9 protein-coding genes, 1 pseudogene and 1 riboswitch are annotated in these 22,243 nt (G+C 41.9%); of the genes and pseudogenes, 9 read left to right on the top strand and 1 reads right to left on the bottom strand.

Translation table 11 applies throughout. The features are described from left to right. A pseudogene (locus AC1DRQ_RS16860) lies at positions 1-364 on the bottom strand (hypothetical protein); the annotation flags it as partial. A 355-nt stretch (positions 365-719) separates the two neighbouring features. Beyond that, positions 720-830, top strand: a riboswitch (SAM riboswitch). Between the two features lie 116 nt (positions 831-946). On the opposite strand from AC1DRQ_RS16860, the gene AC1DRQ_RS16855 reads away from it, so the two are divergent. The 9 genes from AC1DRQ_RS16855 (at position 947) to AC1DRQ_RS16815 (ending at position 22,242) form a co-directional block, all read left to right on the top strand. Then, positions 947-1,510, top strand: a complete 564-nt coding sequence (locus AC1DRQ_RS16855; protein WP_477425797.1) for a TlpA family protein disulfide reductase — start codon at positions 947-949, stop codon at positions 1,508-1,510. Between the two features lie 411 nt (positions 1,511-1,921). Continuing rightward, positions 1,922-5,050, top strand: a complete 3,129-nt coding sequence (locus tag AC1DRQ_RS16850; RefSeq protein ID WP_477425796.1) for a SusC/RagA family TonB-linked outer membrane protein — start codon at positions 1,922-1,924, stop codon at positions 5,048-5,050. 5 nt (positions 5,051-5,055) lie between these two features. After that, positions 5,056-6,495 carry a SusD/RagB family nutrient-binding outer membrane lipoprotein gene (locus AC1DRQ_RS16845; protein ID WP_477425795.1) on the top strand — a complete coding sequence of 480 codons (1,440 nt, stop codon included), beginning with the start codon at positions 5,056-5,058 and terminating at the stop codon, positions 6,493-6,495. 907 nt (positions 6,496-7,402) lie between these two features. Then, positions 7,403-14,455, top strand: a complete 7,053-nt coding sequence (locus AC1DRQ_RS16840) for an SDR family NAD(P)-dependent oxidoreductase (protein ID WP_477425794.1) — start codon at positions 7,403-7,405, stop codon at positions 14,453-14,455. Between the two features lie 27 nt (positions 14,456-14,482). Continuing rightward, positions 14,483-18,760: a type I polyketide synthase gene (locus AC1DRQ_RS16835; RefSeq protein WP_477425793.1), complete on the top strand. Its 4,278-nt coding sequence runs from the start codon at positions 14,483-14,485 to the stop codon at positions 18,758-18,760. Beyond that, positions 18,748-19,047: an acyl carrier protein gene (locus AC1DRQ_RS16830; protein ID WP_477425792.1), complete on the top strand. Its 300-nt coding sequence runs from the start codon at positions 18,748-18,750 to the stop codon at positions 19,045-19,047. The genes AC1DRQ_RS16835 and AC1DRQ_RS16830 overlap by 13 nt, the downstream gene beginning before the upstream one ends. Further along, entirely contained in the window at positions 19,038-19,799 is a 762-nt protein-coding gene (locus tag AC1DRQ_RS16825) for an alpha/beta fold hydrolase (protein ID WP_477425791.1), read from the top strand. The genes AC1DRQ_RS16830 and AC1DRQ_RS16825 overlap by 10 nt, the downstream gene beginning before the upstream one ends. 22 nt (positions 19,800-19,821) lie before the next feature. Continuing rightward, positions 19,822-21,027: a glycosyltransferase gene (locus AC1DRQ_RS16820; protein ID WP_477425790.1), complete on the top strand. Its 1,206-nt coding sequence runs from the start codon at positions 19,822-19,824 to the stop codon at positions 21,025-21,027. Between the two features lie 9 nt (positions 21,028-21,036). Next, complete coding sequence (locus AC1DRQ_RS16815) at positions 21,037-22,242, top strand: glycosyltransferase (RefSeq protein WP_477425789.1); 1,206 nt, start codon at positions 21,037-21,039, stop codon at positions 22,240-22,242. The last annotated feature ends 1 nt before the right edge of the window (position 22,243 follow it).

The raw sequence follows: 22,243 nt of genomic DNA, 5'->3' as shown, positions 1-22,243 counted from the left end.
TGCCTACCTGGGGCATAACAGAAACATAGCCATAATCGCCCATCCAAACGGTGGGCTGGTGGGTGGCGGTAAGTCCGATAACTGAATTATCTTCATACTGGTAAACCATGTAGCTCATTTTGTTTTCGCGGGTTTGCGCAACAAAGTTGGTCATGGCAAACGGTACATTTACACATGGCATAGTACCGCCGCCGCCATTGCCCTCCAACAAACCCTTGCCAAAGCCTTTAATAGCGGTGCCTATGATCGGGTTTACATAATCAACTTCGTCAAGTTGTTTTTTCGAGGCGGCATTTTGAGCATTGCCGTTTCCATAAAAAAAGGTCAGTAATCCTAACAGATAAATACTGCGTTTAAATTGCATGCAAATCATAAATGGTATTTCAATAAGATCATTATTTATCAGGCCTGCATTTCATGTTGTCTGCCCTTTGAGCAGTATTACCATGACCATTAAAAGAAAATATAATTGGTGAATATCTCCTGCAATGAGGCTCTGACAAATCTCTTATTTTTAAGATCATATTCAACAAAAACATTTTCTTTTTTTACTTAATCGATTACCTGTTTTTTTGCATAGGTTAGTTTTCCTTCGCTGGCAGTGTTTAATGCCATCTTATTGTCAAAACGATCAGCTAATTCAATAATTAATATTAATTCTATGGAATTAGTAGAATTATTTACATATTTGCATCAGAAAACGTTCTTTATTTCATTTTTGATTATCCAGAAAGACTGAGGGAAAGGCCCTGTGATGTCTTAGCAACCTGTACACATTGTTATAAAGGTGCTAATTCCTATCTGCCATAAAAAAGCAGAAAAGATAATGATACTACACTAATTGCAGCTATAAGCTGTTCATATTACCCTCCCTGTATTTCTGTTTAATTACATCCGTTAACATTTTTATTAACCTGCTTAATTATAGCTGATGCTATTAAATATCATGAACAGAAAACTTTTACTAATAATTTGCTTATTAACATTCACCTGTGCTGCTACATATGCAACCACTTCTGCTGATACAGCCCAAACTGACCGGGGGTATATTGTTAAAGTGGGCGATCAGGCGCCTGACGATTTTGAACTTGTATTAACTGATGGTACCAAAACATCATTAAAACAATTACGCGGCAAAGTAGTAATACTTCAATTTACTGCCAGCTGGTGCAGTGTATGCCGTGAAGAAATGCCCCATTTACAAAAAGATGTATGGGAAGCCTATAAAAATAAAGGCCTGGTACTTATTGGGGTCGACCGGGACGAACCTATTAAAAAGGTACAAAAATTCCATCAGGATATGAAGATCACTTATAATCTTGCACTTGACCCTCAGGCAAATATTTTCGGCAGGTTTGCTAATAAAAAAAGTGGTGTTACCCGTAACGTAGTGATTAACAGGGATGGCCGCATCGTATACCTCACACGGTTGTATGATCCACAGGAATTTGCATCAATGGTTAAAGTTATTGATGCTCTTGTAAACAATAAAAACGCATCGGCAAACTAAAAAACAAATAAAACAGCGCTTGGCTATGCCTTATATTCTTGCTTATAGCGGTATAAACAGTAACAACGCAATTAATAACAATCTACACTAATTATAATATCAGTACATGGAAACACAAAGTACAATTCTTAACACAAACTATCTTAACATTAATCATTCTACAAAGTTTACCACCTTTAATACCCTGATTGCCTGTATGCAAAACATGCATTGTTGCTGTTAAAAAACCTTTGTTTAAGCCGTTTCAATACTTGCATTTGACACCTTAAACAACACCCAACAATCAAAGCCTTTACAACTTTTAGAAGACAATATAAGCAGCTKGATATAATTTACTATTCATAACTACTATTAACTGATCGTCTTTAAATACTGTATCTGGTATCATTAATCATTTCACGATCTATTACCATGCTTAAAAATTACAAATTGTTATTGGCAATACTATTGCCCTTTATTTTCATCCAAACAGTTGCTGCGCAAACTGTTAAAATAAGCGGAGTGGTGACCGCCAAGTCTGACGGACTGCCATTACCCGGTGTAAGTGTTTCTATCAAAGGAACCACCACGGGAGCTCAAACCAATAATGAGGGCAAGTTTACCTTAAACGCCAAAGTGAACGATGTGTTAAGAATTACTTACATTGGCTTTACCCCTAAAGAAATACCAATTACGCAAAATGAAACGGCCCTTCAAATAACGCTCGACGAGCTGGCGAACTCTTTAAACGAGGTGGTTATCACGGCGTTGAATATATCAAAAGATAAAAAGTCATTGGGTTACTCTGTACAGGGATTAAAATCAAAAGACATATCTGAGGCTAAAGAAACCAACCTGGTAAATGCACTGGCCGGAAAAATTGCCGGTGTAAATATCACCAGCAGCCAGGGCGACATGGGCTCGTCACGCATTGTTATCCGTGGCGAAACCTCTATTGCTAATAACAATCAACCCTTATTTGTGATTGATGGTTTGCCTGTTGATAATACCCAACAACTGGGTGTTGGGGGCTCAAGGGATTTTGCCAACCCGATATCTGATATCAATTCTGAAGATATAGAATCAATATCGGTACTTAAAGGCCCCAATGCAGCCGCGCTTTACGGTTCTCGTGCTGCCAACGGTGTTATATTAATAAAAACCAAAACCGGAAAAGGTGTTAAAGGCATTGGTGTTACCATCAATTCAAACACATCATTTTCCAGCTTATTGATCCTGCCAGATTATCAAAATCAATACGGACAAGGTTCAAACGGCCAATTCAGCTATATTGATGGCAAAGGCGGTGGTGTTAATGATGGTGTGGATGAAAGCTGGGGTCCGGCATTGGACGGTGCCCTTATTCCGCAGTTTAATTCAAATGGAAAACCTGTGCCATTTGTAGCACATCCTGATAATGTCCGCAGTTTCTTTAAAACAGGTGTAACTTTAAATAACGGCGTATCGCTGGCCAGTTCGGGCGATAAATACGATTTCCGCCTGTCATACAACAACCTGCATCAAACCGGGGTTATCCCAAATACCTCACAGGGGCGCAATTCATTTTTATTAAACGCAAGCTATAAAATAACGCCGAAGCTAACCTTAACCACTATTGCCAATTATATTAAAGACGATGCCGGTAATTTACCGGGAGCAGGCGGCAGACGGGCTACCAGCACCATGCTGCAATTTACCTGGTTTGGCCGACAAGTTGACGTGAGCCAGTTAAAAAACTACCGCGATGCTAACGGGAATACCTTTAACTGGAACAATAGTTATTATAGCAATCCTTATTTTACGGCTTATGAAAATACTGTTGGCCAAACCCGCAACCGTTTTATAGGCAGTGCCGAACTGAATTATAAAATTATCGACGGGTTATCTGCAAACTTCCGTACCGGTACCGATTATTATAACGACCGCCGCAAGATCAAAATAGCATATGGCACCAATGGTACCCCCTTTGGCTCGTACGAAGAAGATGCCTATGATTTTACCGAAACCAACACCGAGGGCAGGCTGCAGTACACCAAAAAGTTAAATGATGATTTTTCTATTGATGCATTTATAGGTGGTAACATTCAAGTAAACACATCGGAAAACCATGATCAAAAGGCTCCCAAACTGGCAGTAAGTGGATTGTACACTTTGAGTAACTCCCGTGATCCGCTGATTTCATCAAATGCTTTTTATAAATATAAAACATACAGTTATTTTGCTTCCGGCCAAATCGGGTTCAGGAATTATGCTTTTATCAACGTTACAGCCCGTAACGACTGGTCATCTACACTTCCAAAAGAAAACCTGTCTTATTTTTACCCATCTGTAAATGGTAGTTTGGTACTATCCGAAGCATTGGATATTAAAAGTGATATTTTGAGTTATGCCAAACTTCGCGGTGGTTGGTCAAAAGTAGGTAAAGCTACAGATCCGTATCAGTTAATTAATGTTTATGATTTCACTGCACCTTTCGGTACCAACCCGCAGCAAAACGCCAATAGTGTAGATCTGAACCCTAATCTAAAACCAGAAACAACTACCTCGGCAGAAGCAGGTTTTGAACTGGGCTTTTTTAATGACAGGATTCGTTTGGATGCGAGTGTTTATAACACAAATAGCATTAACCAGATACTGAAAGTTAATGTAAGCCAATCTACAGGATATAACCAAAAACTGATCAATGGTGGCACCATTAATAATAAAGGTTTAGAAGTTCAGTTGGGTTTAACACCTGTAAAACTTAAAGATTTTAGCTGGGACGTAAACGTAAACTATTCGCGTAATAAGAGCAAGGTGGTTTCTTTGGATAAAGAAAACAGGCTGCAAAGCTACATATTAGGATCTGACGGTACCGTACAGGTACTGGCCGCTGTGGGGCAACCTTATGGAGCTATCTATGGTAATGCATTTCAACGTAATGCCAGTGGCCAGGTTATTGTAGCCGACGATGGAACACCGGTTATCGATCCTACCCAAAAATACCTGGGTAAGTTTACACCAAACTGGTTAGGCAGTATCAATAACAGTTTTACGTATAAAGGAATAAACCTAAGCGTATTAGTTGATGCACACATAGGTGGTTCCATTTACTCTGGCACCAACAGCACCGGTACTTATACGGGCGTACTGGCTTCAACTTTACCGGGACGTGGCGCAGCCAATGGAGGTTTAAGTTACTCTGATGGTCAAACCACTTTCCATGATGGTATTATTTTTAACGGTGTAAAAGCCGATGGCAGCAAAAACACTACCATTTTATCGGCACAGGCTTATTATAAAGCATTAACCAATGCCGATGAACCATTTGTTTATAGTGCATCATACATCAAATTAAGGGAAGTAAAACTTGGCTATACCATACCGCAAAAATGGGCAAAAAGTATTGGTTTCCAGGCGGCATCATTTGCTGTTGTAGGTCGTAATCTATGGATCATTCACAAAAACGCGCCTAATATTGACCCTGAAACAGCTTTTAACACAGGTAACGGACAAGGTTTAGAGGACTTAACCCTGCCTACTGTACGCAACATTGGTTTTAACATTAACCTTAAATTCTAACAATCATGAAACTTAAATATATATCCATCTTACTATCAGGGGCTTTGCTGCTATCATTAGCATCGTGCAAAAAGGAATTGTCCGATATTAATCAAAACCCTAACGCTACTCAAAATCCGCAGCCCGATTACCTGCTTACCGGTGCTACTAAAAACATATCTGATACTTACTGGGGCACATCAAATAACATGGATGCAAGCCTCCTTTTTGTACAGTATTGGGCAAAAATACAGTACACTGATCCCGACAGGTATATCTATACAAATACGTCATTTCAAGACTTATGGACTATAGGTTATTCTAAAGGTGTCACCAATCTGAATAAAATTATTGAGCTGGCCGATGCGCAAGCCAACCCTAACTACAAGGGTGTGGCATTGGTTTTACGTTCATGGGTATTTACTTTACTTACTGATCAGTACGGTGATATACCTTATAAACAAGCAATTAATATCGATCAATACCTAACACCGGCCTATGACGCGCAAAAAGATGTTTACTTCGCTCTTCTTGATGATTTGAAAACAGCTCAGGCATCGCTCAATCCATCAGGCAAAGCTATTTTGGGTGACGTTATTTATGGAAATAATGTTGCATCATGGAAAAAATTTGCAAATGCATTACGTTTGCGGATTGCGTTACGAATTGCCGACAGAGAACCCGAAAAGACGAAACAGGTATTGGCCGATATACAGGCAGAAGGAAGCGGTTACATTAGCTCAAATAGCGAGATAGCGCAGTTTGGTTATTTGGATTCGCCAAATCAAAATCCTATCAGCAATTTATTTGATACCCGCGATGATTACCGTATCAGCAAAACAATTGTCGACAAACTATTTGAGCTGAAAGATCCCCGCCTGCCTATTTATGCCAGTCCTACAAAAGATGCTACTCCGCAAACTTATGTCGGCGTACCTAATGGTTTGTTAGTAGGCGATGCCGCTAATTTGGGCTTTACCAAAACGTCAAAACCAGGCGCTTACTTCCTGGCACCGCGCGCCCCGGCCGTGATCATCAGCTATGCAGAAGTATTATTTGACCGTGCCGAAGCAGCTGCCCGCGGCTTTACCGCCGAAAATGCCGAAGATTTGTATAACCAAGCCATAAAGGCCGCATTTCTGCAATATAACATTAGTGGTGTGGCAGTCGATACTTATATAGCTCAGCCTGCGGTTAAGTATGATGCTTCCAATTATAAAAAATCAATAGGCAACCAAAAATGGATTGCCTTGTTTGGGCAAGGCCTTGAAGCATTTGCAGAGTGGCGCAGACTTGATTATCCGCAATTGAAACCGGCTGTTGTGGGAGCACTTAACGGTAAACTGCCGGTAAGATTCATTTATCCGGGAACAGAACAATCGCTAAACGGCACAAGTTATAAAGCAGCTATTGCCCGRCAGGGTGCTGATCTGCTTWTCACTAAATTGTGGTTTGATGTGAACTAATAGTTTCTCCTAAAAAACAAAAGAGGCCGCACTAAGTGCGGCCTCTTTTGTTTTTTAGGAGATTTGCATCTCCATTTTTCTTCTCTTTATAGAAAGGTGGTTCTCCAAATCTGATGGGATTAAGGACCGCTTTGATATTAACAAAGATATTTGTTTCGACTATTGTTGGCATAGTCAAATCACTATTGTTGAATATGCAATTATTGATTACCGGTAAAAAATCATGTTAGCCTTGCATATATATTATTACAGACCAATTATCTGTATGCAAAATGTTACAAATATTTCTTTTCAGGCAAAATTAGTTTTAATCATTATTTAAAATGCTATTTTATCCCCCAGAAAAATTTTAAAAAAATTTCGATATTGAAAATTTTATAACCTTATCATGCAAAAACACTACATTCTTTACGTGAATTAAATACCTGATTATTAATAATATAAATTGAAAATTAGTGATACTTAAATCTATTATAAAAAAAACCGTTGTATATTAAGTAAACATCAACAAAATGATTCAAATACTACCAAATCAACGTGTTTAACTTTAAAGCATCTATTTATTAACCAATAATTATCATTATTATTTAGGATAAATCCTTTCACTTCTTTTATAAAACACATACTACAAGGCCATATAATATATTTTTAGGCACTTTTTCATTACAATTTTTCATTTTGTTCATTATGCTCACTATGCATAAATATAAAATTTTAGTGTTATTATTGTATAATTTATAAGATAAAGATGTCTTTATTGTTAAATTATTACTTTTTGGTTAAAATATCAAATAAGATTATTATTTTTATCTGCCATATATTATTGTTCTGTATATCCATCATCTGGGATTAATGGTAGTTTTTGCAGATAACCATTAACGTTTAACATTTTACCTACCTAAACAACATGAAAAAACGTGCAATAATTGGGGTAACCCCGTTTGAAAAACCCGATGTCTCGCTCGCACTCGCTCTGCACAAGGCAGGAGCCTTTCCCGTTTTAAATCTTGGCTTTAACAAAGTCACTGCCGAAGAGGCGCTTGCAAAATTAGTAAAGAGTGGTTTAAATGACTTCGGTGTCTGTTTTGTTTCAAGTGATCTTACAACCATTAAACTACCTGACCAGGTTAGTATGATAATTATACCTTATGGTGTAAAAATCAAACGTAAAAATATAACTACCTCAGTAATTTACCAGGTTCATGACCTTGAATCTGCAAGGATGGCAAAAGCCGAATCCGCAGATGGTATTATTATTAAAGGTAACGAGGGTGCCGGAAACGTTGGCTATGAATCATCCTTTGTACTTTTTCAGCGTGTTATACAGGCAATTAAAGATATACCTGTTTGGGTACAGGGTGGCGTGGGTATCCATACAGCGGCTGCACTATCTGCCCAGGGTGCTGCGGGTATAGTACTTGATAGCCAGTTAGCATTGTTCCCTGAATGCTCGGCCTCAAAAGCCATTAAAGACGTTTGTACCAAATTAAGCGGTACCGAAACTAAATTGATTGACAATTGCCGTGTTTTGGTTCGTCCAAACTCCCCAGCTCTTCCCGATAATGCATCTTATAAGGATCTTAAAGCATATTTTACAGACCTTGATCCCGAAAAGAGCTATATCCCTATGGGGCAGGATATTGCCCTGGCTACCGACCTTGTTAACCGGTATAAAAAACTAAACAAACTTATATTTGGTATTAACGAAGCTATATATGGGCATTTAAATCAAGCCAAATCATTAAATGTGATCAGTCCGGGTAATGCCCTGGCTAAAGACCTTAATATAGTGTACCCTATAGCACAAGGCCCTATGACAAGGGTAAGTGATGTAGCGCCATTTGCCAATGCCGTATCAGAAGCGGGTGCTTTATCTTTCATCGCACTATCATTATTAAAAGGAGCGCGTGCAAAAGAACTTGTAAACGATACCAAAGCACTGGCGGGCGACAAAACCTGGGGTGTTGGTATACTTGGTTTTGCACCACAGGAACTGCGCGACGAACAAATGCAGTACATCCTCGAAGCTAAACCACCAGTTGTTTTAATTGCAGGCGGCAGACCATCGCAGGCTAAACCCCTTGAAAAAGCTGGTATAAAAACATTTTTACACGTCCCTTCTGTATCTCTGCTGGATATGTTTTTAAAGGAAGGTGCCAAAAGGTTTGTTTTTGAAGGACGTGAATGCGGTGGGCACGTTGGGCCGCTATCAAGCATGGTGCTTTGGGAAAAACAAATTGAACGCTTACTAAAAGAAGATCAACCCGAACAGATTAGTGTATTCTTCGCCGGCGGTATCCATGATGCATTTTCTACTGCGTTTATAGCCGTAATGGCAGCGCCTTTAGCGGCCAAAGGAGTAAAAGTTGGTGTGCTGATGGGTACAGCTTATCTGTATACCAAAGAAGCAGTTATTACCGGGGCCATACAGGATAAATTTCAGGAGCAGGCTATGCAGGCTACCGATACTGTATTGCTTGAAACCGCGCCAGGTCACGAAACAAGATGCCTGAACTCACCGTTTGCTGATTTCTTCAATACCGAAAAAGAAAAACTACAGCAGGCGGGCATTGATAAAAAAGAAATATGGGAACAGCTTGAAACCCTTAATGTGGGCAGGCTACGTATTGCCTCCAAGGGTATAGAGCGCCGTGGCAACGAACTGGTAACCATTAATGAAGCCGATCAGTTAAACCTGGGTATGTATATGATAGGTCAGGTGGCTGTAATGCACAATAAAGTAATTTCCTTATTGGAGTTACACCAGGATGTTGCCGAAAATAATTATCAGCATATTTTAAATGCAGCAACACCGCAAATACCACAGTCAACAGAAAAATCACTTGACGTAGCTATAGTTGGTATGGCCTGCATCTTCCCCGAAGCAAAAAACATAGAGGAATACTGGCGCAATATTATTTTAGGGAAAGATTGTGTTACCGAAGTACCCGACGAACGCTGGAACAAAGAACTATACTATGACCCTGCATCTACCGCAGACGACATGTCGCACTCTAAATGGGGAGGTTTTATCCCTAAAATAGACTTTGATCCGCTTGAATTTGGGATTCCGCCGCAATCGCTGGCAGCTGTTGAGCCTACCCAGCTATTAACCCTTCTGGTAGCCAAACAGGCTATGGAAAATGCCGGATATGCTAATGGTAACTTTGATCATGATAATGTATCTGTAATTATTGGTGCCGAAGGTGGTAATGATCTGGCCAACAATTATAGTTTCAGGGGATACTTTAAACAAGTATTTGGTGATATGCCACCTGAAGTAGACGAGGTATTGCCAAAAACTACCGAAGATTCTTTTCCAGGCATTTTAGCTAACGTAATTTCGGGCCGAATCACTAACAGGATGGACTTTGGAGGTCGCAACTTTACGGTAGACGCTGCCTGTGCATCATCATTAGCCGCTGTTGACCTGGCTTGTCAGGAACTATTTCTTGAAAAATCAGACATGGTGCTTGCCGGTGGTGCCGATCTGCACAATGGTATTAATGATTACCTGATGTTTTCAAGCACCCATGCCCTGTCACGCAAAGGCAGGTGCGCTACTTTTGATGGCGAAGCAGATGGCATTGCTTTAGGCGAGGGTATTACCATGGTAGTACTAAAAAGGCATGCTGATGCCCTGCGCGATGGCAACAGGGTTTACGCCGTAATTAAAGGCGTTGGCGGATCAAGCGATGGTAAAGCTCTGGGCTTAACCGCGCCCCGTAAAATTGGCCAGGTTCGTGCTTTGGAACGCGCCTATGATCAGGCAGGTATCACACCATCCCTTGTAGGTTTGGTTGAAGCACATGGAACCGGAACCGTAGTTGGTGATAAAACAGAACTAAGCGCTTTAACCGATATGCTTAACCAATCAGGCGCGCTTGCTGGTCAAACACACCTCGGGTCGGTAAAAACACAGATCGGGCATACTAAATGCGCGGCAGGTTTAGCAGGACTCATTAAAGCATCATTAGCTGTTTATCATGGCATTAAACCACCAACCATCCACTTAAAAAATCCTAACGGCTTTTATAATCCCGAAACCAGCCCCTTCGCTTTCCATACCGAAGCCGGTTTGTGGATGGATGAAAAACGCTATGCCGGTGTAAGCGCGTTTGGTTTTGGAGGCACCAATTTCCATGCTGTAATTGAAAACACAGATCCGGTATCAACACAAAACCCTTCAATTAAGTCATGGCCTTCTGAGCTTTTTGTTTTCAGGGGCGATAATTATGATGAAGCCAAAGCACGCTTAAATTCAGTTAAAGCGCTGTTGGATATAAATGACAATATCGATCTGAAAGATATAGCCTTTAGTCTGGCAGCCACCAGTACCAAACCTGTGCAACTCAGCATAGTTGCTGATAATGCGGACGACCTGATGATGAAAGTAGAACTTGCCCTCACAGGTATTGAAAGCAAAGACACCTATATTGTTAAAAAACAGGAAGGTAAAGTTGCGTTTATGTTCCCCGGACAGGGAAGTCAGCGTATTAATATGGCCCGCGATCTTTTTGTGGTGTTCCCGGCTATGCGCAGCCTGTTAAAACAGCACCCGGAATATGAAAAAGTGCTTTTCCCCAATGCCGCATTTGATGCCGACCTGATAAAAGCGCAAAAAGAAAACATTAAAGATACACGCATGGCCCAGCCACTGTTAGGTATTGTTGATCTGGCTATAGCCAATTTCTTAAAAACACTGGGTATTGAACCGGATATGGTTGCCGGTCATAGCTATGGCGAATTGCCTGCATTGTGCTTTGCCGGTGCTTTTGCCGAGGATGACCTGGTAAAACTCAGTGCCGAGCGTGCCCAATCCATCTTAAATGCGGTTCAAGATGATGATGCAGGTGCTATGGTTGCTGTAAATGCAGCACAGGATGAATTGCTAAAGGTTATTTCAGACTTAAAAGATGTATATACGGTAAATTACAACTCACCATTACAATGTGTACTTGCCGGCTCTACCCCTGCCATACAACATTTAATGGAGGTGCTTAAAACAGCCAAAATATCGTTCAGGAAGCTGGAAGTTGCCTGTGCTTTCCACAGCCCTTTAGTAGCTAAGTCAAAAGATTTGTACAAGCAAGTACTTTCAAATGTTGAATTCAATGATCTGAGCTTACCGGTATGGTCAAACACTACAGCGGCTGAGTACCCTATTCAAGCCGGGGATATTAAAGAAAGGCTTACTGATCACCTGATAAAACCGGTAAAGTTTGTTGACGAAGTGCAGCAAATGTATGCTGCCGGCGCCCGGGTATTTATTGAGGTGGGCCCAGGTAAGGTATTAACCGGCTTAACAAAAGCATGTTTAGGCAAAGATGAGATCTTACTGTATGCCGAAGATAACGGTCGCAATAAGTTAACCCACCTGCTCTGTATGCTGGCCGATTATATGGGCACAGGCCGTAATATCCATATAGAAAAACTATTTGAAGGCCGTGGTGCTAAGCTGTTAAATCTTGATGAACCGGTATTATATAAAAAGAGTGCAGCCGTTTGGTACGTTAATGGTCAACACGCCATCCCCGCTTCCGGAAAGCTGCCTGCAAATGGGGTAATGCCTATTACTGAACCTATAAAAATGAAAAATAAAGAAGTAAGAACCGAAATTTCTCCGGTCGTAAATTCTGTTGCTGAATTGATGATGCAGGAATACCTGAACAGCATGAAAATGATGATCCAGGCACAACGTGATGTAATGCTCACCTTTTTAGGACAAAATCCAACCATAAGTAACTTTAATTCCTACCAGGCCCCGCAGCCCCAGGTTATAACTCCGCAAGTAATACCCGTTACTACACACGCCGAAACGGTTAAACAAGATATACAGGTTATTGCTCAGCCGGCGGTTTCAAAAGCTGTAGTGGTACAAAAAGATATAAAAGAAATTTTACTACAGGTTGTAAGCGACAAAACAGGTTACCCGCAGGATATGCTGGGCATGGAAATGGACCTGGAAGCCGATCTGAGCATCGATTCTATTAAGCGTGTAGAGATCATTGGAACGTTACGCACCGAGTTAGGTGGTTTTGACCAGGGCGGTAAAAATGARGATACCGTAATGGAGCAGCTTGCCGGTATTAAAACCTTAAATGGACTGGTAAAATGGATCACTGAGAATGCAGTACCCGCTGTCGCTTTAACCTCTGCTGCTATTAATATTGATATAGAAGTAACTGTACAAAGCGCTCAGCCTAAATTTTCAATTGAAGAATTAAGATCAGCCATACTATCTGTAGTAAGCGAAAAAACAGGTTATCCGCAGGATATGCTGGGCATGGATCTTGATCTGGAGGCCGACCTGAGCATTGACTCCATTAAAAGGATGGAAATTATTGGCGATCTGAAGATCAAAATAGGTTTTGGTAAAAACCAGGATCAGGGTGATGATATCATGGAAAAACTTGCCGCGATAAAAACCCTGAATGGTTTGGCTAACTGGATAGCCGAGATAGAATCAGAAAGCGCGGGATTACTTACCGAAGCAAAAAAGATCATAGAGGAAACCGACACGGAAACAATAGTTAATGAAACACTATCAAGGTTACGTTTTGAGCTTACCCCGGCAACACTAACCCCTGCCGAAGCTTCCGTTATTAAAGGACAACGTTTTGCTATAACTGATGACGGCGGAGTACAAGCAATCAGGATGAAGGATCTGTTTGAGCGCCATGGTGCTACGGCTGACATTGTATATCCGGGTGGAAATTTGCAGGGTTATCAGGGCTTAATTATCCTGAACATGTTTGCCGCCGAAAAAAGAGTTGGGATCTTTGACCATTTCTTATTGATCAAAAAGCTTGATTTCTCGGCAGTAAAATGGGTGTATCTTATATCGGATACCAAACTTCATTTAACAGAATTTACAGACATCAGCCTGTTAAGGCGTTACCAGGGTTATCCGGGCTTTTTCAAAAGTTTGGATCGCGAATATGAGCATACCAAATGCCGCCTGGTGAGCCTGGGAAGCCCCTTGTCTGCAGATGAAATAGCTGATATCACTTTAAAAGAAATACTTACCCTTGATGAACCATCAGAGATCATTTACCAGGATAATAAAAGACATGTCATGGAGCTGGTACCTTCCCAACTGATTACCGGACTGGAAGAATCACACATTAAACTGGATAAGGATGCCGTAGTGCTTGTATTGGGCGGTGCCCAGGGTATCACCTCTGAACTGATGATCCATTTTGCTAAAGATTACCCTTGTACTTATATTCTGGTAGGTCGATCTGCTGATCCAAGAACTGTAGCTCAAAGTCCTGCTGATACATTGCAAACTAAAGACGAGATCCGCAATTATTTAGTTAAACGTGGAGATATCAAAAGGCCTGCAGAGATTGAACGGGAAACAGCACGCATCTTTAAGAACAATCAAATTATGCGCACCATCACCCTGATGGAAAAAAGTGGATCAACAGTAGTGTATGAATCACTTGACCTGTGCGATGAAGCTGGCTTAAGCAATTTTATTAGTAACGTTTACAAAAAATATGATCGCATAGATGGTGTGGTACATGGCGCTGGTTTACTGGAAGACAAATTATTCCATAGCAAAACTTCCGAATCATTTGGGCGCGTGTTTGACACCAAAGTTACTCCTTTGCGCATACTGGCAGAACAACTAAGGCCTGATACCCAATTTGTCATATTTTTCTCCAGCATTGCTTCAGTTTATGGCAATCGCGGACAAACAGATTATGCAGCTGCAAACAGCGTGTTAGACAGGTATGCCTGGGCACTTAAACAAAAGATCAATGGTAAAGTGATCTCCATAAACTGGGGCCCATGGAAAGGTGCCGGAATGGTGTCGCCTACCCTTGAAAAAGAATATGAACGCCGGGGAATAGCGCTTATTCCACTACAGGATGGCCGCGAAATATTTTTAAATGAACTCAAATACGGAAAAGAAAGCCAAGTATTGATCATGGCAGGCAACAACTGGTAAATATTCACCAGCCTAAACCCATCACTCATGAAGAAAACCGACGTAGCAGTAATTGGAATGTCATGCATTTTTCCCGGTGCGGTTGATGTAGAAACTTTTTGGCAAAATATAATTAACAAGGTCGACTCAACTCAAATAGTGCCACCGGATCGTATAGATCCGGTGCATTTTGACAAAGGGGCTTCTGGTGTCGACCGCTTTTATTGCAACCGTGGTGGTTTTATTCCCGATTATGAATTTGATCCGCGTCGTTTTGGCATCCTTCCTGTAGCCGTTGAAGGCATCGAGCCTGATCATTTATTAACGCTCGATCTGGCATATAAAGCTTTAGAGGATGCTGGCGTATTTGCAAAAAATATCACGCTCGAAAAAACAGGCATCATTATAGGCAAAGGTAATTATGCAGGCCCCGGTGCAACGCGGGCTATTGAAATTGTAAGAACAGGTGAGCAGATAGCTTCGATTTTAAAAGATATCCTGCCAAATTTGGGTGAGGATGAAATAGAAAAAGTAAAGCACGAATTTCAGCTGCGCAAAGGTCGCTTTAGTGCCGATACCGCTATGGGGCTTATTCCCAACCTGGTAGCCTCACTGGTAGCCAACCGCTTAAATCTTGGCGGCGCGGCCTTTACGCTTGATGCTGCCTGTGCCAGTTCACTTATTGCTATTGATCACGCTGTGCAGGAGCTTAACAGCGGGCGCTGTAATATGGTTATAGCCGGCGGTGTACACGTGGGGCAAAATGCCGCTTTCTGGAGTATCTTTTCGCAGTTGGGCGCTTTATCCCGCCAGGAAAAAATAAAACCCTTTGATGCCAATGCCGATGGATTGATTATTGGTGAAGGCTGTGGGTTTGTAGTTTTAAAACGTCTGGAAGATGCCATAAATGACAAGGATAGGATCTATTCGGTAATTAAAGGCGTTGGTGTGAGCAGCGATGGCAGTGGCACTAGCGTAATGAGTCCATCCGTAAAAGGTCAGCTTAAAGCTATTGAACAGGCGTGGGAAAATGCAGGTGTAGCTATAAATAACATTGGGTATCTGGAAGCCCACGGTACGGGTACCCCTCTTGGTGACAAAACTGAGCTGGAAACACTTACCCAGTTTTTTGGCCATCACCCCGATCTGCCTAACGCGGGTATCGGAACTGTAAAATCAAACATTGGTCATGCCATGCCCGCGGCTGGTATTGCCGGTTTTATAAAAACCTGCCTGGCATTATATCACGATACTTTACCCCCAACCCTGCATTGCGAAACTCCTTTGACGCAGATGGGCAAAACCCGCTTTTCGGCTGTAAAGAACCCACGGAACTGGGCCGAATCAGGTTTGCCCAAACTTGCGGGGGTAAATGCATTTGGCTTTGGGGGTATTAACGCCCATGTGGTGCTTGAAGGATTTAATTCGCCTAAAAAAGACGAAGTATTACTCCTTGCCAGGCAAAGTAACGAAGCGCTGATCACAGCACTGGAAACACAGGATTTCACCGAAGGAAGTGGCAACTACCGCATCGCCGTATTCAATCCAACACCTGAGCGGCTAAAAAAAGCTGCTAAAGTTGCTACTAAAAACAATCCATGGCGCAATAAACAGGACATCTGGTACACCAATTCGCCCTTGCTTAACAATAGCGGAAAAATTGCTTTTGTATTCCCCGGCTTGGATGGTTTGGCGGGTGGCGAGGTTACTACCGTATCTGATTATTTTAACATAGCTACGGACACCGATACAAAAGCCGAAGGCTTATTAAGCGAAGCATTAGGAATATTAAACAAGAGCCGCGTATTAGATACCGCCCTTAAACAATTGGGCATAAAGCCTGATATGAACGCAGGGCATAGCTTAGGCGAATGGCTGGCAGCCCGTTCATCTGAACTGGCCGAAGAAAGTTCGGTTATGGAACTGCTTGATGTTTTAAACCCCGAAACTTTTGAGCTAAAAGACTCCAGGTTTATTGCCGTAGGTAGCGGGATTGACCAGTTGGAGCCTATTATAGCCAATATTAAAGACGTATACCTTTCCAATGATAATTGCCCGCAACAGGTAATACTTTGCGGCAGCAAACCTGCCTTGGATGAGCTGGTGCCTATATTGAAGGCTAAGCAGATCTTTCATCAGATACTGCCTTTTCAATCTGGCTTCCACTCCCCTTTTGTGGCCGATAAATTAGACTTAATTCTTGACGGGATGCGAAATATGCAGTTCCGTAAAACAACTACACCGTTATGGTCGGCAACCACTTTAGCGCTTTATCCCGAGGGTTTTGAGGCCATCAGGCAACTAAGCGCCGAACACCTCATTAAACCGGTGCGTTTCCGTGAGCTTACAGAAAAAATGTACAGTGAAGGTGCACGTGTTTTCATCCAGGTTGGCTCAGGTGGATTAATGGGTTTTATTGACGATACCTTAAAAGGAAAAAACTTTAGTACCATAGCATCCAACGTACCTATCCGGTCGGGCTTAACTCAATTACAGCGGGTGTTGGCAGCGTTATTTGTAGAGGGTAAAGAAGTTGGAATGGACTTTATGGGGCATAAAAAAACTACTGTGCCTACCGCCATTAAAGGCATTAAACTACAATTAGGATCGCCCATAGTTCGTAAACTGGAAGGTGTAAAAGGGCTTGCAACTCAAACCCATCAACCAGCTCCCATCAACCGCGAAGCATTACTGGTTGATGTAGCAGACCCTATTATGCAGGCTTTTAACAGCAATGTGGCCGAAATGGTTAGCATCCAAACAGAAATGCTGCAACTATTTCAGAACCGTACTTTGCAACCGGTAGTAAGGACAACGCAGGGAGTAGTAACATTCCCCCCGGTAGTGGCACCAGTATCCGTAACAACATCACCGGCAAAACGGGTTCCGTTCTCCAAACAATTAGATGTTACATTGGATAACTGTCCGTACCTGATTGACCACTCCTTGCTAAGGCAACCAAAAGGCTGGCATTGTGTGGAAGATATGGACCCGGTGATCCCCATGACTATGATATTTGAGATGTTTGGCGAAATAGCTGCGGAGCAATCACCAGGTGAACAGGTTCAAAAGATCATGAATATCAAAGTATTTCAATGGATGAACGTAGTGAAACCTTTCCGTGAAACTGTTACCGGTGAATGGAAAGACCAGCAACGCGTATATCTTGATCTTGATCGTTTTGCCAATGCCGAAGTACAATTGTCCAGGCAGCTTAATGCAGCACCAAACAGGCATTTTGATATTGGCGAAACGCTGGACATACAACGTACGCCTGAACAGATCTATGATGCGCATATGTTTCATGGCCCGCGTTATCAGGGCATCAGATCATTAAAAGCGGTGGGCAGCAAGGGTATTACAGGCATTATTGAAGGCGCTACCGGCAAGGGTTCCTTGTTAGACAATGCAGGGCAATTATTTGGATTATGGTTACAGCTAACGCTCACCAAAGATCGCATAGCTTTCCCGGTAAAAATACAGGAGATCGAGTTCTTCGGGGCGATGGAAGATCAGCAGGGACAATTTGAATGCACCTGTGTACTTACAGAACTTAACGATGAATTTGCCACAGCAGATTTTGTGATGAAGCGTGATGGCAAAATATGGGCCATTATTTCGGGCTGGCAAAACAGGCGGCTTGAAATTGACGAACCTTTATGGAACGTGTCCATGTCGCCTCTGCACAACCGTTTGTCTGAAGAGATTGCTCCCGGCGTTTTCATGTTCCATCAGGCTTATTCGCGCGTGGTTTCCTGGGATTTTATCCTGAAACGTTACTTTAACCAGGACGAGAAAAAGCTTCATAATAGTCTGATGCCAAATAAGAAGAAAATTTGGATGATCAGTCGCGTGGCCGTAAAGGATGCTGTGAGGAACTTGTTGAATAAAACAAAACAGCAGGCCTGCTATCCTATCACTTTCGAAATAAAAGCAGACGAGCTTGGTAAACCCTATCCGCATGGAGGCCTTACCGATGGCATTCACATATCTATTGCCCATAAAGGCACCGATGCTGTTGGTATTGCCCAATTTGATAAACCGGTAGGCATCGATATAGAAACGATTGAAGAACGCGGCGAGGGCTTTTTTGACATGGTATTTTCAGAAACAGAAATCACCTTATTAGCAGATAGAGACAAAGCCGAATGGGCAACCCGCTTTTGGGTGGCTAAAGAAGCCTATGGCAAATACCTGGGCAAAGGCCTGCAGGGCAACCCGAAGGCATACGCAGTTCAAGAGGTCAAGGGCGATGAACTGCGCATCAATGACATTTTCATAAAAACATTAAAACATAAAAATTACATAATCGGATGGACACAGTAGCATCAACCGCAAAAATGAACAGCGACGAGATCTTTGATCTTATGAAACAATTTATTACCGAAGTAATAGGCGAAGAATTTGTTGAAGAGATGGATATCACCCCTGAAAGTTCTTTTACCAAAGACCTGGAAATGGACAGTATTGAAATTGTATCCTTCTCCGAAAAAATAAAGGCACATTTTGGCGATCAGATAGATTTTACCGGCTGGTTATCATCAATGGATCTTGACCAGCTTATTAACCTGAACTTAGGTATGATCATCAATTACATTCACGAATGCCAATAATTAAGATAAATAACAGGGATGTACATATCCAGGAGCTTAACAAAGAAGCTACTGAAACTGTGCTGCTGATCCATGGTATGTTTAGCAACCTCTCTGTGTATTATTTTAATATAGCTCCAATACTGGCCGAGCATTTTCATGTGGTAATGTACGATCTGAAAAGCCATGGCATGAGCGAAAGAACATTAAATGGCTATGACCTGAATAGCATGACCGATGACCTTTATGCCCTGATGGAAACACTGAATTTAAATGCAGTGCATTTGGCGGGTTACAGTTTTGGTGGGTTGATCGCTTTAAAAATGGCACTCCGTTTTCCTGAAAAACTTAAAAAACTGGCCATTATTGAAGCGCCTGATCCAAGCGACGAAAAAGCGCGTGGTATTATTGATGATTATAGCCGGGAGTTCCTGGAGCATTATGTAGAGAATTTCACGGATACCACCAAGGTAAAAATGGGTAAACGCCAAATGGAACGCAATCACCGGATGTATGAATATCTGTTTTACCAAACCAGTATAAAAAACGACATGGTAGCCGAAAAGGATTTTTTTAGCGATCCTGAAATTACAACCATAAACAAAGAAACCCTGCTGCTTTACGGATCAGACTCTAACTGTTTGGGAACCGGAGAACAATTAAGTAAAATGATAAAAAGCTCGGAACTAATACCTGTACCCGGTGATCATAACATCCCGATACAGGAACCGGTATTGGTTGGCAATATGATCAATACATTTTTTATGAATTAAATAATACCCCTAAAGCATCATCATGGCAAAGTTTGTATTTGTTGTACCTCCGTTAACCGGGCATATTAACCCAACCTTAAGCATGGGTGCTGTTTTGCTGCAGCGTGGTCACCGGGTTGGCTGGATAACACTCGATAAGTCGTTAGCATCAAAATTACCTGAATGCGGCGAACTGTTATACATCAACTATGACGAAAGCGACCAGCAGAAACAGGATAGTGAGCAATACCTGAATATCATCACCAAAAAAATTGTTTACGGTATAGATAGCATCAAATTTTTGTATGAAGAGGTGTTGATTCCCCTAAACCGGCATAGCTATGAGGGTATAGTCAACTTGCTTGATCAATTTAAGCCTGATCTGGTTATCACTGATCACCAAATGTTTGCCGGAGCCATTGCCGCGGTTAATAAAAACCTGCCTTATGCTACATCGGTTACAGCCCCGGCGGCTATAAAGGTAATGGATGAATTGCCGAAGGTACATGAATGGGAAGTGAACCAGATAGTAGCCCTGCAACGGGAGTTTGGTATCGATAATGCCTCGTCTATAGCATGTTCAAACCTGCTTACCATGGTACTTACCTCACAATTGTTTTTTGGCGAAATGGAGTTACCTGCCCACTATCATTTTACAGGGCCGGTGATCAATCGTCGGTCGGTTAAGGTAACATTTGATTGGTATAGGTTACAGGCAAGTAACAGGCCCAAAATACTGGTAAGTATTGGTACCACGTTTGATCACGAGCATAAAAAGAGCTTTTTCGCCAAAGTGATCGAGGCACTTGGCAATGAGGATATTACAGTTGTAGTAGTTTCAGATCCTGCCCTGTTTGATGAATGGCCCTCAAATTTTATAGTTAAAACACAAGTGCCACAGTTAGAATTACTCCCGCACCTGAATGCCGTAGTATGCCATGGCGGGCACAATACCGTTTGCGAAACCCTGCTGAATGGTTTACCTATGGTTGTGATCCCTATTGCTTATGATCAATCGCATGTTGCGGGGCGGGTGGTTCGTACAGGAGCCGGGCTGCGGTTAAACTTTAACCGTTTTAAAGCCGGTCATTTAAAAGATTCCGTTAATGAGATTTTAAGTACCCCTGACTATAAAGCAGCTGCAGAACAGCTAAAACAATCGTTCCTGGATGCCGGCGGTACAGAAACCGCGGCTGATCTGCTCGAACAGGTCGCCATTAAACAACCTTTGGAAGTATTAAAAAATTAAAACGCTATTATGGCAAGATTTTTATTTGTTGTTCCGCCATTTTTTGGTCACATCAGTCCCACATTAAGTATAGGCGCCAGCTTAATTGCCCGCGGCCATAAAGTAAAATGGCTGGGTATAACACCACTTGCAGCTAAGCATGTGCCAACTGGTGGCGAATTCATATTGCCCGAAGCAGAGCTGGAAGAACACCAGGGGCAAATAAGCCGCATATTAAAACGTCAGGATGATGGCCCGGCTTGCTCAGGTCCCGAAGTTATGAAGCTTGCATTGGAAGAAACCTATGTACCCCTCGCCCGTATCATGATGCCAGGACTGAGTAATTTTGTTGATGCCTGGAAACCGGATGTGATCATTAATGATTGTATCACTTTTGCAGGTGCATTGTGTGCCCACATCGAAGGCATCCCATGTGTAACAACTACCCCGGTACCACCTGATGTAATGGGCGATACCGCAAACAGTGCCCCTAAAATATTTGAGTGGCAGCAAAACTTGATCAAAGGCTTGCAACAGGAGTTTGGGGTTTATGGCGATGAAATATTTATCCATTCGCATAAGCTTAATATGATATTTACCTCACAAACTTTTGCCGGCTTTAATGAGGTTTCTCCACACATGAAATTTGTAGGCCCGGTAAAAGGAAGGCCAAACGAGGCTGCTTTTGATTGGGAGCGATTAGCAAAAGTTACCACTCCTAAAGTTTTTGTATCATTAGGTACCCTGCTGGTTGATATCCGCAAGGAGTTTTTCCAAAAGCTGATCACTGCTTTTGCTGATCAGCCGGTAACCATCATTGCCGCTACTAATCCTGATATTTTTGAGGTATGGCCGGATAATTTTATCGTAAATGGTTTTGTACCACAAACAGAACTGATGCCACATATGGACATGGTGATCTGTCACGGAGGTTTCAATACCGTTAATGATACGTTTACCAATGGTTTACCTATGCTCATCACCCCTATCGCTTATGATCATTTCCACACGGCAAAGCTTATTGAAAATTCTGGCGCAGGTATCAGCATACGCTACAAACGTTTAAGGATAACCGATTTGCGTGATACTGTTTTTGAATTGCTGCAAAACCCTAAGTACCGTACTGCCGCACAAAAAGTTAGAGAAACCTTTATAGCAGCCGGCGGTAATGACAAGGCAGTACAATTACTGGAAGATTTTGCAAAAGCCGAACAAATTCTTGAACCATTAAATTAAT

It is taken from the genome of Mucilaginibacter sp. P4_E8, from assembly GCF_056401495.1.
The sequence above is the reverse complement of the archived record's forward strand: the minus strand, read 5'-3'. Positions and strand labels throughout refer to the sequence as shown.